Source organism: Curtobacterium sp. MCLR17_036 (genome assembly GCF_003234445.2).
In the GTDB taxonomy this organism is placed as follows: domain Bacteria; phylum Actinomycetota; class Actinomycetes; order Actinomycetales; family Microbacteriaceae; genus Curtobacterium.
On the sequence record NZ_CP126269.1, the window covers coordinates 593,233 to 606,976 of the forward strand.

General features: G+C 73.9%; 13 protein-coding genes. 9 read left to right on the forward strand and 4 right to left on the reverse strand.

The genetic code is table 11. The annotated features are described in order from the left end of the window. Positions 1-65: 65 nt before the first annotated feature. On the reverse strand, positions 66-575 hold the full coding sequence (locus DEI99_RS02790; RefSeq protein ID WP_111042820.1) for a mycothiol transferase: 510 nt from the start codon (positions 573-575) through the stop codon (positions 66-68). A gap of 37 nt (positions 576-612) precedes the next feature. After that, the gene (locus DEI99_RS02795) at positions 613-1,113 is read right to left on the reverse strand and encodes a MarR family winged helix-turn-helix transcriptional regulator (RefSeq protein WP_284180935.1); all 501 of its coding nucleotides are present in this window, start codon (positions 1,111-1,113) and stop codon (positions 613-615) included. A 239-nt stretch (positions 1,114-1,352) separates the two neighbouring features. Between DEI99_RS02795 and DEI99_RS02800 the strand changes: the two genes are divergently transcribed. The 4 genes from DEI99_RS02800 (at position 1,353) to DEI99_RS02815 (ending at position 7,393) form a co-directional block, all read left to right on the forward strand. Then, entirely contained in the window at positions 1,353-1,952 is a 600-nt protein-coding gene (locus DEI99_RS02800; RefSeq protein ID WP_071253585.1) for a M73 family metallopeptidase, read from the forward strand. A 29-nt stretch (positions 1,953-1,981) separates the two neighbouring features. Then, positions 1,982-3,163 (forward strand): signal peptidase I, encoded by a 1,182-nt coding sequence (locus DEI99_RS02805; protein ID WP_111041867.1) that lies wholly within the window; start codon positions 1,982-1,984, stop codon positions 3,161-3,163. A 64-nt stretch (positions 3,164-3,227) separates the two neighbouring features. Then, positions 3,228-4,391 carry an exonuclease SbcCD subunit D gene (locus DEI99_RS02810; protein ID WP_111041868.1) on the forward strand — a complete coding sequence of 388 codons (1,164 nt, stop codon included), beginning with the start codon at positions 3,228-3,230 and terminating at the stop codon, positions 4,389-4,391. After that, entirely contained in the window at positions 4,391-7,393 is a 3,003-nt protein-coding gene (locus DEI99_RS02815; RefSeq protein WP_111041869.1) for an AAA family ATPase, read from the forward strand. The genes DEI99_RS02810 and DEI99_RS02815 overlap by 1 nt, the downstream gene beginning before the upstream one ends. Before the next feature lie 244 nt (positions 7,394-7,637). On the opposite strand, the gene DEI99_RS02820 is transcribed toward DEI99_RS02815, so the two are convergent. Together DEI99_RS02820 and DEI99_RS02825 are read right to left on the reverse strand one after the other, a co-directional pair. Continuing rightward, positions 7,638-7,814: a hypothetical protein gene (locus DEI99_RS02820; protein WP_181434451.1), complete on the reverse strand. Its 177-nt coding sequence runs from the start codon at positions 7,812-7,814 to the stop codon at positions 7,638-7,640. Beyond that, complete coding sequence (locus DEI99_RS02825; protein ID WP_258369411.1) at positions 7,811-8,512, reverse strand: class E sortase; 702 nt, start codon at positions 8,510-8,512, stop codon at positions 7,811-7,813. Before DEI99_RS02825 ends, DEI99_RS02820 begins: the two co-directional genes overlap by 4 nt. Before the next feature lie 201 nt (positions 8,513-8,713). On the opposite strand from DEI99_RS02825, the gene DEI99_RS02830 reads away from it, so the two are divergent. From DEI99_RS02830 to DEI99_RS02850, 5 genes are all read left to right on the forward strand, one after another. Then, the gene (locus DEI99_RS02830; protein ID WP_111041871.1) at positions 8,714-9,232 is read left to right on the forward strand and encodes a GNAT family N-acetyltransferase; all 519 of its coding nucleotides are present in this window, start codon (positions 8,714-8,716) and stop codon (positions 9,230-9,232) included. A 61-nt stretch (positions 9,233-9,293) separates the two neighbouring features. Then, the gene (locus DEI99_RS02835; RefSeq protein WP_111041872.1) at positions 9,294-10,463 is read left to right on the forward strand and encodes a CPBP family intramembrane glutamic endopeptidase; all 1,170 of its coding nucleotides are present in this window, start codon (positions 9,294-9,296) and stop codon (positions 10,461-10,463) included. 9 nt (positions 10,464-10,472) lie between these two features. Further along, entirely contained in the window at positions 10,473-12,323 is a 1,851-nt protein-coding gene (gene recQ / locus DEI99_RS02840) for a DNA helicase RecQ (protein ID WP_111041873.1), read from the forward strand. Positions 12,324-12,411: 88 nt separating this feature from the next. Continuing rightward, a complete protein-coding gene (locus DEI99_RS02845) occupies positions 12,412-13,161 on the forward strand; it encodes a lysophospholipid acyltransferase family protein (RefSeq protein ID WP_071253599.1) in 750 nt (249 codons plus the stop codon). A 123-nt stretch (positions 13,162-13,284) separates the two neighbouring features. Next, positions 13,285-13,632: a hypothetical protein gene (locus DEI99_RS02850; RefSeq protein ID WP_111041874.1), complete on the forward strand. Its 348-nt coding sequence runs from the start codon at positions 13,285-13,287 to the stop codon at positions 13,630-13,632. Positions 13,633-13,744: the final 112 nt, after the last annotated feature.

The following is a 13,744-nucleotide window of genomic DNA, read 5'->3' on the forward strand; positions in this document are numbered from 1 at the left end:
ACCCGACCGTTCCTGCTCACGAAGCGACCGCGCGCACGAGCGCGCGCGACCGCGCGGCAGCGCGCTCAGCGGTTGAAGAACAGCAGCCCGCGCACGAAGCCGGCCTGCCCGGCGTGCTGCGTGCAGTCGTCGAGGATGCTCACGAGCCGGGCGCCGGCCGTCACGGGCGGGTCCCACGCGTCGTCGACGACGGGGTCCAGGTCGTCCGGGCCGAGCGTGCCGAGGTAGGCGACCGTGCGCTCGTGCACCGCGCGCAGGTACCCGGTGAGCAGCTCGGCGGAGGCCCGCACCCGACCGACGTCGTCGCGGGACATGCCGTAGCCGAGCGCCTCGGCCGGGAACGGCAGGTCGAAGCGGTCGTACCAGCCGTCGGCGCTCCAGACCTGCTCGGTGCCGGCGAGGTCGGCGACCTGCGCGTCCTGCCCTCGGGCGATGTGCCACGCGAGCCAGGCCAGGGTGTTCGCCCCGGTGGCGGGGCGTGCCGCGAGCTGGTCCTCGGACAGGCCCTCGACCGCCCGTTCGACGGTCGACGGTACGCGGGAGAACGCTTCGATGAGGACTTCGGATGGGGTCATGCCGCTCACGCTACGCCGGGGCGACGACACGTCCATGTCACGCGAGGCGGGCGACGAGCTCCTGGTCGAGCGACTCGAGCAGCGCGGCGAGCACGGCCATCCGGTCGGTCGGGACGGCTGCGGAGAAGGCCTCGCGGTACACGTCCTTGACCTCGGCGGCGCTCCGGGTGCCGGCCTCGGTGATGCGGACCTCGACGCTGCGCCGGTCCGCCGGGTTCGGGACACGGCGGACGAGGTCGCGGGCCTCGAGCCGGTCGATCAACGACGTCATCGCGCCGGTCGACAGGCCGAGGGCGCCGGCGGCCTGCTTCGGGAGCACCCGGCCGCTCGGGTGCGCCGCGAGCGCGAACAGGAAGCGCAGGTCGGTGGTCCCGAGGCCGCGCCGGGCGGCCTCGGCGGCGGCGACGCGCGCGTGGTGGACCTGCAGGCTCCGGTAGGCCTCGAGTGCGCGGTCGAGGTCCTGGTCCGGGGTCGGGGTCGGCGTCGGTTCGAGGGTGGTGGTGGGGGTGGGCCGGACGGCCCAGTCGGTGTCCGTCATCGGCTCTTCTCAGGGGTGCGCCGCAGGGACGGCGTGACGGCGGGGGAACTCCGCCGTGCTGGTCAGTGTCCAAGCATCTCGATGATCGAACCACCCCCAACAGTGGGGGTGACGGCCCCCCTTGTGGGGCGGTTCCGGCGAACGTAGCTTGATCGTCGTACCACCCCGGCACGCAGCGCGACCAACCACCGCGGATCCGGCCGGACCTCGATCAGACATCTTCACCTCGGAGGACACCCATGTCCCGTGTCACGCCTCGTGCTGCCCGTCTCGCCGCCTGGATCGCCATCCCGGCCGCGCTCGTCGCCTCGGGAGCGGTCGTCTCGACCGCGTCCTACTCGGCCTTCTCGGCGACCACCGTCAACCCGACGAACAACTGGACCGCGGGCACCGTCGCCCTGACCGACGACGACAGCAACACCGCGCTCTTCACCGCCACGAACCTCAAGCCGGGGTCGACGGCGGCGAACTGCATCACCGTCACGTCGACGGGCTCGCTGCCCTCGACCGTGAAGCTCTACGGCACGAACGCGTCGACCACGAACAACCTGGCCGCCAACCTCAACCTGACGGTCGAGCAGGGCACCGGCGGCGGCGCCGGGTCGTGCACCGGCTTCACCCCGGCGGCGACGAGCGGCACGCTCTACACCGGCACGGTCGCCGGCTTCGGGTCGACCTCCACGAACTTCGCCTCCGGCGTCGGGACCTGGGCGCCGGGCGGCGGCTCGTCCGAGGCGCGCGTCTACCGCTTCACCTACACGGTCGCGAGCGGCGCCCCGAACACGGTGCAGGGCGGCACCGCCTCGCTCGGCCTGACGTGGGAGGCCCAGAACAGCTGATCGCCCCGCACGATCCGTCGGAGGCGGTCATGGTCAGCATCCCGGCGCCCGGTGGTCACCCACCGCACCAGGCGCTCCACGACGCGGTCGACTGGGGCCGCGTGGTCGTCGCCACGGTCGCCCGCGGCGTGGTGGCGACGCTCCTCGGGCTCGCCCTGTGGTCGGCGGCCCCCGCGGTGATCGGCTGGCAGCCGACCACCGTGATGACCGGGTCGATGGAGCCGCGGCTCGCGCCGGGCGACGTCGTGGTCACGCGTCCGGTCGCGCCGTCCGAGGTGCGTCCGGGGCGGATCCTGCTCGCAGCGGACCCGGACCAGCGCGGTCACCTGCGCATGCACCGCTACGTCGAGGACGGCCCGGGCGACACCATCATCACGAAGGGCGACGCGAACCCGCAGCAGGACTCGACCCCGGTCGAACGGTCCGCCGTCCGCGGGGTGGCGTTCCTGCGGATCCCCTTCGTCGGGGCGCCGGTCCGCTGGCTCCGCGAGGGACGGTGGGGGAGCGTCGCCGTCCTCGCGGTCGGCCTGGTCGCCCTGCTCGCGCTGTGCGGCGCCGACGGGTCCCTCCGTCGCACCGCCCGGTCGGACCCGGACGGCGGACCGTCACCCGCCGACGACGACGGTGACGGCGACGTCGCGGCTCGCGTCCCCGCCGGACGGGAGGCACGGGTCGGCACCGCCACGGGCCTCCCGTCCGGCGGCACGGCCGTCCGCGGCCGCCGCGCCGCACGGGCGCGGGAACGTCGCGTCCGGCGCCTGCGCCGGGGCGGGGCCGCGGTGGTGGTCGTGGTCGTCGCCGGCACCGGGTTCCTGCTCCCCGCGCAGGCGGTGGCGGCTCCGTTCGGGACGACGACCGGCAACCCGACCTCGACCTTCGTCGCCGGGACGGCGACCGCCGTGCCGACGCTGTCGTGCTCCCCGGCGTCGTCGACGTCGTCGTCGACGTCGGTCCAGATCAGCTGGACGTACCAGGGCTCGACCGTGCCGGTCTCCTTCGACCTGGTGTCCGGCAGCACCGTGGTCGCGACCGCCGGCGGCACGGCCCGGTCGCTGACGTACAGCGGCGGCGGGCTCCTCGCCCTCAACACCCCGTACGTGCTGCAGCTGCGGACGAACCTCGGGGGGTCGTGGACGACGGTGAGCACCGCCACCGTGAACGTCAAGGTGTCGTCGGTGGCGGGCATCCTGACCTCCGCGGCCTGCGGCTGACCGGTTCTCCACAGGGTGCGCGCGGCCGGCGGGGGATGTCCCCGGCCGGCGTTAGCGTGGCGGCATGCGCATCCTGCACACCGGCGACTGGCACCTCGGCCGTACGCTGCTCGGTGCCGACCTCCTCGAGCACCAGGCGGCGTTCCTCGACTGGCTCGTCGACCTGGTCGCGGCGCGGTCCGTCGACCTCGTCGTCATCGCCGGCGACGTCTACGACCGGGCCATCCCGCCGGTCGACGCCGTCCGGATGCTGTCCCGCGCACTCGAACGCCTGGCCGAGACCGCCACGGTCGTGCTCACCCCGGGCAACCACGACTCCGCCGCGCGGCTCGGGTTCGGTGCCGGGGTGATGGGCGCCCGGGTCCGGATCCTCGCCGAACCCGCACGCGTCGGCGAACCCGTGCTCGTCACCGACGACCACGGTCCGGTCGCGGTCTACGGCATCCCGTACCTGCACCCCGACCTGACGCGGTACGCCCTGGCCGCCGTGCCCGACGAGCCGCTCGCACGGTCCCACCACGCGGTGGTGCAGGCCGCGACCGAGCGGATCCGCGCCGACCTCGCAGGGCGTACCGGCACCAGGAGCGTCGTCGTCGCGCACGCGTTCGTCGGCGGGGCCGACCCGAGCGACAGCGAACAGGACATCCGCGTCGGCGGCGTGGACCGCGTCGCCGAGTCGGTGTTCGCCGACTTCGACTACGTCGCCCTCGGGCACCTGCACGGGCCGCAGCGCGTCGGCGACGGCGGTCGGATCCGGTACGCCGGCTCGCCCCTGGCGTTCTCCTTCGGGGAGCGCGACCAGCGCAAGTCCGTCACGGTGGTCGACCTCGACGCCGCCGGCGCGGTGACCGTCGAACCCGTCCCCACCCCGGTGCCCCGCCGACTCGTCGACGTCCGCGGCACGATCGACGACCTCGAGGCCGGGGCCCACCGGGCGGACGCCGACGCCTGGGTCCGGGTGGCCGTCACCGACACCGTGCACCCGGAGCGCATGTACGCCCGCGTGAAGGAGCACTTCCCGCACGCGCTGGCGATCACGCACGAACCGGCCGACCGCGGGCCCGCCTCGGTCGCCCGGGCCGTCACCGCCACGTCCGACCCGGTCGAGGTCGCCGCGGACTTCGTCACGTACGCCACCGGTGCGGTGCCCGACGCCGACGAGCACGCCGTCCTGACCGAGGCGTACGAGGCCGCTGCCCTGGCGCTGCAGCACGAGGGGGACCGCTGATGTACCTGCACCGCCTCGACCTGCGCGCCATCGGCCCGTACCCGGACCTGGTCTCCATCGACTTCGCGGCGCTCGCCGCGTCCGGGGTCTTCCTGCTCGAAGGGCCGACCGGCTCCGGCAAGTCGACCATCATCGACGCCGTCGTCTTCGCCCTCTACGGCGGGCTCGCCGGGTCCGACGCCAGCTCCGACCGCCTGCACAGCCAGCACGCCGACCCCGCCGTCGAACCGTTCGTCGAGCTCGTCTTCGAGACCGGCGCCGGGGTCTTCCGGGTCCGACGGACCCCGCAGTACGACCGTCCGAAGCAGCGGGGGACCGGCACGGTCAAGCAGCAGGCGTCGGCGCAGCTGTTCCGGCTCGCCGGACCCGCCGACGTCGCCGGCGAACCGGTGTCGTCGCGCATCCCCGAGATCGGTCTCGAGATCACCCGGGCCGTCGGCCTCGACCGGGCGCAGTTCCTGCAGACCGTGGTGCTGCCGCAGGGCGAGTTCGCCCGCTTCCTCCGCTCCCCGGGCGAGGACCGCCGCAAGCTCCTGCAGTCGCTGTTCGGCACGCAGGTCTACGACCGCACGGCCGACGAGCTCGCAGCACGTCGGCGCGCCGTGCAGGCCGAGGTCGACGGCGCCGACGACCGCGTGCGCGACGCACTGAACCGCTTCGCGCAGGCCGCTGGCGTCGACGACGCCGACGAGGCCGTGGTCGAGCCCACCGTCCGCTCCCTGCGGGCCGCGTCGGACGCCGCCGAGGCCGAGCGGGTCGCTGCCGCTGCCGCCGCCGTGGCGGCCGTGGCGCACGAGCAGCAGGTCACCGCCAGGATCGCCGCGCGCGACCGCCGCGCCGAGCTCCTGCGTCGACGCACCGCACTCGACGATGACGCTCCCACGGTGGAGCGTGCGCGCGCGGCCGTGGCGGACGGCGAGCGGGCCGCGCGGGTCGCGGCGGTCGCCGACGGGCTCGACGCCGCCCGGGGCCGGGCGGACGACACCGCGACGGCGGCCGATCGCCTGCGCGACGAGCACGGGCTGGTCGACGACGCACCGGACGCCGTCGTGCAGCAGCGGGACACCCTGACGGACGACCTCGCCGCCGTGCGGCACCTGGTCGGCGTCGAGTCCAGTACCGCAGCCCGGCGCGACGCCGTCGCCGACGCGACCGCGACGGCGGAGCGGCTCGCGGCGCAGCTCGTGCAGCTCGACACCGCCCTCGACGCCCGTCCTGCCGAACGCGCGCGCATCGTCGAGGCCGCCCGCACCGCCGCGACGACCGCGGCCGACGCCGATCCCGCGGCGCACGAGGTCGCGCGGGTCCGCGGCCTCCGCGACGACCTCGCCGCCCGCGACCGTGCCGCAGTCCGCGTGGCCGACGCCGAACGGTCGGTCGCCGCCGCACGGGTCGCCGCGACGCGGGCCCTCGACGCCGAACGTGCGCTGCGCGAGCGTCGCATCGCCGGCCTCGCCGGCGAACTCGGTGCAGCGCTGACACCGGGCGACCCCTGCCCGGTGTGCGGATCGACGGCGCACCCCGCGGTCGCCGTCCCGCAGGACGACCACCCCTCGATCGCCGACGTCGACGCAGCGGCCGCGGCGACCCGTCGTGCCGACCAGCAGCTCGCCGACGCGGCCGCTGGTCTCGCCGTCGACCGCGCCGAGCACCAGCGCCTCGTCGGCGTCGTCGGCGCTCTCGACGAGGCCGGGATCGACGCCATGACGGCCGCGGCGGCCGAGCGGGTCCGGGCGGCGCGCGACGCGGCCGAGCTCGTGCTCCAGCACGAACGGCAGCGCGCCGAGCACGACACCCGCACCGGTGTGCTCGAACGGGAGCGCAACGACCTCGACGCCCGGCAGCGGCTCACGGCGGCGACGGCGGTGTCCGACGCCGAGCGCCTCGACGCCGACCTGCGCACCGTGCAGGACGCCCGCGAGCGTCTCGCTCCCCGCCTCGCCCCGGGTTCCGCCGTCGGACCCGACGACGCGCCGCTCCCGCTCGCGGCGGTGGTCGACCGGCTCGACGTCCGGCTCGCGGGCCTCCGCGCCGTGGTCGAGGCGGACGAGCGCGCCGCGCAGGCCGCACGGACGCTCGCCGAGCGCCGTGACGAGGTCGCACGCGTCCTGGCGGCACAGGGCTTCGACGACGTCGCCGGGGCCCGAGCCGCCCTGCTCGACGCCGACACCGCCGCGCGCCACCGGGCGGTCGTGGCCGCCGCCGACGCCGAGCGGGCCGTCGTGCAGGCAGGCCTGGCCGAGCCCGCGGTGGTCGCCGCGGCAGCGGACGACGCCGCACAGCTCGACCCGGACGGAGCGCGCGAGGCCCGCGCCGGTGCCGAGGCCACCCTGCAGGACGCCACCCGCGCCGCGGTGTCCGCCTCCGACCGAGCGGACGCCGTCGATCGGTGCGCCGCCGAACTCGACCGCGCCGTCCGGGCCCGTGACGACACCTCGGCGAGGAGCCGGGCCGTGGTCCGCCTCGCCGACGTCGCGAACGGGGTGTCATCGGTGAACCCGACGGGGATCACGCTCGGCACCTACGTGCTCATGCGCCGCTTCGAGGACGTCGTCGCCGCGGCGAACGACCGGCTGCGGGGCATGCTCGGCGGCCGCTTCACGCTCGAGACCTCGGACGAACGCGAGTCCGGGTCGCGCTCGCGCCGGACCGGTCTGGCGCTCGCCGTGCACGACCACACGACCGACACCGTGCGCGACCCGCGCAGCTTGTCCGGCGGCGAGACCTTCACGGTGTCGCTCTGTCTCGCGCTCGGACTCGCCGACGTCGTGCAGGCCGAGGCCGGCGGGGTCTCCCTCGGCACGCTGTTCGTCGACGAGGGCTTCGGGACACTCGACCCGGAGACCCTCGACGACGTCATCGGGCAGCTCTCGCGGCTGACCGCCGGTGGCCGCCAGGTGGGCATCGTCAGCCACGTCGAGGAACTCAAGCAGCGGATCCCGGAGCGCATCGCCGTCCGGCGCACCGCGGCGGGCGGGTCGCAGGTCACGACGACCGTCTGACGGGGGCGGGGCGCGGGGCGCGTCCCGCGGCGGCGCGCCCTGGCTCGCCCTGGTCCCGTCCTGCCCTGGCGCGCGGCGGTCCCGTCTCGCCTCGGTCTGCGGCGAGTGAGCAGAACACGCCGCGTGCGCTGGTCGCACCCGACATCGTCTGCTCACTGGATGCCGCTCGGGCGCCGGCGCCGGGCGCCGAGTGCCGACCCCCGGGCACCGAGCACCGAGCACCGAGCACCGAGCGCCGCCGGTGTCAGGGCGTCGGCGTCGTCTCGACCGTGCCGTCCGGCGGCGGCAGGATGTCGGCGGCGATCCAGGGGAACACCCACGTGAACAGCACGTACACGATCGCGGCGAGCAGGACGATCAGCTCGAGCACCTTGAGGACGGTCGGTCCGGGCAGGAGCCGCCACACCAGCGGGAAGATCATCGGGCGGTCTCCGCGAGTTCCTTCGGGGTGCCCTCGGAGGCGGGCATCCAGTAGTCGAGCTTGGCGTGGGTGACGAAGCGTTCCGCGGCGGACCACATCGGGTGGCACGCGGTGAGGGTGAGCCAGCGGTCCTTCGCGGAGGGTTCGACGCCGGGCTTGTTCGGGACCGGTGCGATGGTCTCGATGTGGTCCGGGGTGACGATCTGGCTGCCGGTGACCTTGTAGACGTACCAGACGTCGAACTTCTGCTTCGCGTCGGTGACCCGGACCACGACGGAGTCGCCCTTCTGCAGCTCGGCGATCTGGTTGAGCGGCTTGCCGTAGGTGACACGGTGTCCGGCGACGGCGAAGTTGCCCGGGGCGCCGGGCATCGCGGTGTCCTGGTAGTGCCCGAGGCCGATGGTGTTCAGCACGCGTTCGCGGTCGGTGCCCTCGCCGATGGGGCGGTTGTAGTCCTTGCCGAAGCGGGGGATCTGCATGGTGCCGAACACGTCGGTGACGTCCGGCGGTTCGGCGAGGACGGGGGCGGTGCCGCGGTGTTCGGTGCCGACCTCGTCGGGGGTCTTCAGCTGGTCGAGGCCCTGCACGAGCTTGGTCTGCTCGTTGACGGCGACGACGTCCGTCCACCAGGCGGTCCACACCACGTACAGGCCGGTTCCGGCGCCGGCGATGATGAGCAGCTCGGCGATCAAGGACACGATCGCGCCGCCCACGGTCTGACGACGCCGTGCGGGTCGTCCGGAGCGTGCGCCGCGTGCGTCGTCCCGTGCGCTGCGGCGCGACGGCAGAGTGTCGTGTGCGGTCACGGGGCTCCTGATCGGATGGTGGTCGGACAGGTCTATCAGATCACGGCGGCGGCCCGGTGACGACGTTCTCCACACCCCCGTTACGGTGAGGGCATGGAGTACCGCACCCGGCCGTTCCGCCCGGACGACACCGAGTCGGTCGTCGCCCTCTGGGAGTCGTGCGGTCTCGTCCGTCCGTGGAACGACCCGCGCCGGGACATCGAGCGGAAGCGCACGGTGCAGCCCGAGCTGTTCCTCGTCGTCGAGCGAGCGGACACCGGGCCGGCCGATGCCGGACGACCGGCCAACAGCCCAGCGGACGCCGGGCGAGCGGACACCAGCCGAGCGGCCACCGCGCCGTCCGGGTCGATGATCGTCGCCGCGGGCATGGCCGGGTTCGACGGGCACCGTGGCTGGGTGAACTACCTCGCCGTGCAGCCCGACCTGCAGGGGTCCGGGCTCGGTCGGGGCCTCATGGCGGAGTTCGAACGGCTGCTCACGGACCGGGGCTGCCCGAAGGTCAACCTGCAGGTGCGCGCGGGCAACGAGCAGGTCATCCGGTTCTACGAGTCCCTCGGCTACGCCCCCGACCACGCGGTGTCGCTCGGCAAGCGCCTCATCCCCGACGACTGACCCGTCCGGCGCCCGGCGCCCGCACGGCTCGCGCCCCGGCCCGCCCGGTACCCTGCTCGGCGTGAGCGTTCCCTACCACCGCCTGCCCCGCGTCGACGCACGCTGGAGGTGGTGGCGCCCCCTCGTCGCCCTCGCCTTCCTGGCTGGGTGGTACCTCGTCTCGCAGGTCCTCATCGCGGTCGCGTTCTTCGTGCCGATCGGGGCGACACAGGGTGCCCAGGGGCTCATCGACCTGCAGGACGACCTGGCCGGCGGGGCGCTCGACCCCACCGACCCGCTCATCCTGTCGCTCTCGCTCGTCTCGCTCGTGGTCCTGCTGCCGGGCATCCTGCTCGCGGTGCGGGTCGCCCGCGTCGGCTCGGCCGGCATCCTGTCCTCGGCGCGCTTCCGGGTGCGCTGGGCCTGGACGGCCTGGTGCCTGCTGCCGACGCTCGTCATCGCGGCGATCATGTTCGTGGTGCAGACCGGCCTGTTCTGGGACGGCGGCATGATCACGACCGACGGTGGCTTCGCGTGGAACCACGACGCGATCGGACAGTCGACCGTCTCCCTCGGCACGCTGACCCTGACGCTGGTGCTCGTCGTCGCGCTCGTGCCGTTCCAGGGCGCCGCCGAGGAGTACATCTTCCGCGGCTTCCTCATGCAGACCATCGGCTCGTGGATCCCGTGGCGGGTCGGCGGGACCGTCATCGCGGTCGCGGTCTCGACCGTCGTGTTCGCCGTGCTGCACATCCCGAACGGCTACAACATCTGGGGCATCCTGGACGTCGGTTCGTTCGGCCTCATCGCCGCGATCATCGTCCTGCGCACCGGCGGGCTCGAGGCGACCGTCCTGCAGCACGCCTTCAACAACATCATGATCTTCGTGCTCCAGGCGCCGGGCTGGTCCGGGATCGACCTGTCGTCCGACGACGCGAACGGCACCCCGGGCGGGTGGCTCGTCACCCTCGGCACGTCGCTCCTGTTCTGGGGCATGGTCGAACTGCTCGCGCGGTGGCGTCGACTCGACCGCCGCTTCGCGGGCGCCGAGTCGCCCCGCTTCCGTGGCCCCGTGCCGGTCTGGGCAGGCGGACGCACGTGGCTCCGGCCAGGAGGCACGGGCTGGCAGGCCGCGCCGGCCGGACCCGGCCAGGCGGTCACCGCCACCGCCCCTGCCGCGTCCGACGAGGACGGCACGGGCAGCGATCCCGTCGCTGTGGACAAGCCCCAGGGTGTCGCCGGTCGCCCGTAGGCTCGTCCCATGAGCACCACGCCCGCGCCCGCCGCCGTGTCTGCTTCCCGTGGCGCTGCACTCGACGTGCTGCACCGGGTCTGGGGGTACGACGACTTCCGCGGCGAGCAGGCCGCCATCATCGACCAGGTGGTGTCCGGTGGCGACGCCCTCGTGCTCATGCCGACCGGTGGCGGCAAGTCGCTCTGCTACCAGGTGCCCGCCCTCGTGCGCGACGGCGTCGGGGTCGTGGTGTCGCCGCTCATCGCGCTCATGCAGGACCAGGTCGACGCCCTCGCCGCGAACGGCGTGCGTGCCGCGTTCCTCAACTCGACGCAGGGTCCCGACGAGCGTGCCCGGGTCGAGCGCGCGGTCGTGCAGGGCGAGGTCGACATGCTCTACCTGGCGCCCGAGCGGCTCCGGCTCGAGTCCACCCGCGCGCTGCTCGACCGCGCCCGCGTCGCGCTGTTCGCCATCGACGAGGCGCACTGCGTCGCCCAGTGGGGGCACGACTTCCGGCCGGACTACCTCGAACTCAGCGTCCTGCACGAGCGCTGGCCGACGGTGCCGCGCATCGCCCTGACCGCCACGGCGACCCCGCAGACCCACCGCGAGATCTCCGGGCGGCTCGGCCTCGACGACGCCGCGCACTTCGTCGCCGACTTCGACCGACCGAACATCCAGTACCGCATCGAACCGAAGACCGGTGCGTTGCAGCAGCTGCTGACCTTCATCCGGACCGAGCACAGCGGCGACTCGGGCATCGTGTACTGCCTGTCCCGCAACTCGGTGGAGCGCACCGCCACGGCGCTCGCGGAGCAGGGCATCCAGGCTCTGCCGTACCACGCCGGCCTCGACGCGCGGGTCCGTGCGCGCAACCAGTCGACCTTCCTGCGCGAGGACGGCATCGTCATGGTCGCCACCATCGCGTTCGGCATGGGCATCGACAAGCCCGACGTCCGCTTCGTGGCGCACCTCGACCTGCCCAAGTCGGTCGAGGGCTACTACCAGGAGACCGGTCGCGCCGGGCGCGACGGACTGCCGTCGACGGCGTGGCTCGCCTACGGTCTCAACGACGTGGTGCAGCAGCGCCGCATGATCGACCAGTCCGACGGCGACGCCGCGCACCGCCGGCAGCTCAGCGCCCACCTCGACGCCATGCTCAGCCTGTGCGAGACGATCGAGTGCCGTCGCGTGCGTCTGCTCGCCTACTTCGGGCAGGAGAGCACGGCGTGCGGCAACTGCGACACGTGCATCGCACCGCCTGAGTCGTGGGACGGCACCGTCCCCGCGCAGAAGCTCCTGTCCACCGTCGTCCGCCTCGAACGTGAGCGCGGCCAGCGGTACGGCGTCGCGCACCTCGTCGACATCCTCGTCGGCAAGCAGTCGCCCCGCGTCCAAGAGCTCCGCCACGACTCCCTGGCGACCTTCGGCATCGGGTCCGACCTTTCCGAAGGCGAGTGGCGCGCGGTCGCCCGGCAGTTGCTCGCCCAGGGCTACGCCGCGGTGTCGGGCGACGGCTTCGGCACCGTGGTCCTCAGTCCGACGAGTGCCGAGGTCCTGACCGGCAAGGTCCAGGTGCGGATGCGCCGCGACCCCGTGAAGGCCCCGCGCGCAGGCCGAAGCAGCCGGCGGACCGTCGTCACCGACATGCCGCAGGAAGCCGTCGGCCTGTTCGAGGCCCTGCGTGCCTGGCGTGCGGCACAGGCCCGTGAGCAGGGCGTGCCCGCCTACGTGGTCTTCAACGACGCCACGCTGCGCGGCATCGCCGCCGTCCGCCCGAGCGACGTCGACCAGCTCGCCGAGATCTCCGGCGTGGGTGCGGCGAAGCTCGAGCACTACGGACGCGCCGTGCTCGACGTCGTCGCCGCAGCGGACTGACCTCGTCGGTCGCAGTCCATGCCCGTCCGGGCATGTGCCCCGGCGCAGGCTGATTACACTCGGAACCCCGCTGCCACGAGGAGGTCCGGTGTCCGGTTCGACGAAGTTCGCCACCGTGTTGAGCCGCGCCGTCGTGACGCCGCTGGCCCGCCTGCTCTGGCGCCCGCGGATCATCGGCCGCCGCAACGTCCCCCGCCGCGGTCCCGTCATCCTGGCGAGCAACCACCGCTCGTTCATCGACTCCCCGGCGATCACGCTCATGGCACCGCGCAAGGTCTCGTTCCTGGCGAAGCAGGAGTACTTCACCGGGACGGGGTTCCGCGGTGCGGTGTCGCGGTCGTTCTTCGGCGGCATCGGCGCGATCGGCGTGCAGCGCGGCGCGGGGGCGGCGGCACAGCAGGCACTCGACCTCGGCCTCGAGCGGCTGCGCGAGGGCGAGGCCTTCGCGATCTACCCGGAGGGCACGCGGTCCCTGGACGGCCGCCTGTACAAGGGCCGGACGGGCGTGGCCTGGCTCGCGCTGACGAGCGGCGCCCCCGTGGTGCCGGTCGCGCTCACCGGGACCGAGCACGTCCAACCCGTCGGCTCGCGCATGCCGAAGCTCGCGAAGGTCACGATCGAGTTCGGGGAGCCGCTCGACCTCTCCACGTTCGGCGAGGCGTCGTCCGGCCGCGCGCGGCGTCACGCGACCGACGCCGTGATGGCCGCGATCCAGGAGCTCAGCGGGCAGGAGCCGGCGAACGCCTACAACAACCCGCCGGCGACGACGATCGTCGAGCGGGTGCGGCGGGTGCTCCAGCCGGACGACCCGAACGTGGCCGCGGTCGACCCCGACTGATCCCGACCGCTGCTGCACTATTGCACATCTGAAATATTACTGGTTGAATGACGGGCGTGCCGATCGGCACACCTCCCGTCAGCGGCTCGCCCGATCCCGAGCCGCGCCCCTCGACCAGATCGGATGGCCAGCAGCATGTCCTCCACCCCGCTCTTCGACTCGATCGCCCACCGGCACGACCACCCGCAGACGGGCGGTGCCCCGTCACGGCCGCAGCCGGCTGCCGCGCCGACGTCGCCGCTCTCCGCCCCGGTTCGCGCCGGGGACTCGACGCTCGTCCCCGCAGCGCTCGTCGCGGCGATCGACGGCATCCCGGAGCGGGTGTCCTCGACCATCGCGACCGAGCTCACCGTCCGGCCCGAGCAACTCGTGCTCGTCGAGACCGTCGCCGATGCCATCACCCGCGCGATCGTCGACGCCGTCGTCACCGAGCTCGACCGGATCGCCAGCGACGGCGTCGTCCGCGTCTGACCGCGGAGCCGACCGCACGATGTCCACGACCCCCGACGGCCTGCCGCTGCGCCCGCGCGGTGCCGAGCGGCGGGCCGCGAACAGGACCACGGCGTCCCCGGCCCGAGCTGCA

Bases quoted from the DNA above. Each gene is read 5' to 3' on its own strand.
- DEI99_RS02810 (WP_111041868.1), top strand. From the start codon at position 3,228: ATGCGCATCCTGCACACCGGCGACTGGCACCTCGGCCGTACGCTGCTC.
- DEI99_RS02850 (WP_111041874.1), top strand. From the start codon at position 13,285: ATGGCCAGCAGCATGTCCTCCACCCCGCTCTTCGACTCGATCGCCCAC.
- DEI99_RS02790 (WP_111042820.1), bottom strand. From the start codon at position 575: ATGACCCCATCCGAAGTCCTCATCGAAGCGTTCTCCCGCGTACCGTCG.
- recQ (WP_111041873.1), top strand. From the start codon at position 10,473: ATGAGCACCACGCCCGCGCCCGCCGCCGTGTCTGCTTCCCGTGGCGCT.
- DEI99_RS02820 (WP_181434451.1), bottom strand. From the start codon at position 7,814: ATGATCTTCCCGCTGGTGTGGCGGCTCCTGCCCGGACCGACCGTCCTC.
- DEI99_RS02795 (WP_284180935.1), bottom strand. From the start codon at position 1,113: ATGACGGACACCGACTGGGCCGTCCGGCCCACCCCCACCACCACCCTC.
- DEI99_RS02815 (WP_111041869.1), top strand. From the start codon at position 4,391: ATGTACCTGCACCGCCTCGACCTGCGCGCCATCGGCCCGTACCCGGAC.
- DEI99_RS02800 (WP_071253585.1), top strand. From the start codon at position 1,353: ATGTCCCGTGTCACGCCTCGTGCTGCCCGTCTCGCCGCCTGGATCGCC.
- DEI99_RS02830 (WP_111041871.1), top strand. From the start codon at position 8,714: ATGGAGTACCGCACCCGGCCGTTCCGCCCGGACGACACCGAGTCGGTC.
- DEI99_RS02805 (WP_111041867.1), top strand. From the start codon at position 1,982: ATGGTCAGCATCCCGGCGCCCGGTGGTCACCCACCGCACCAGGCGCTC.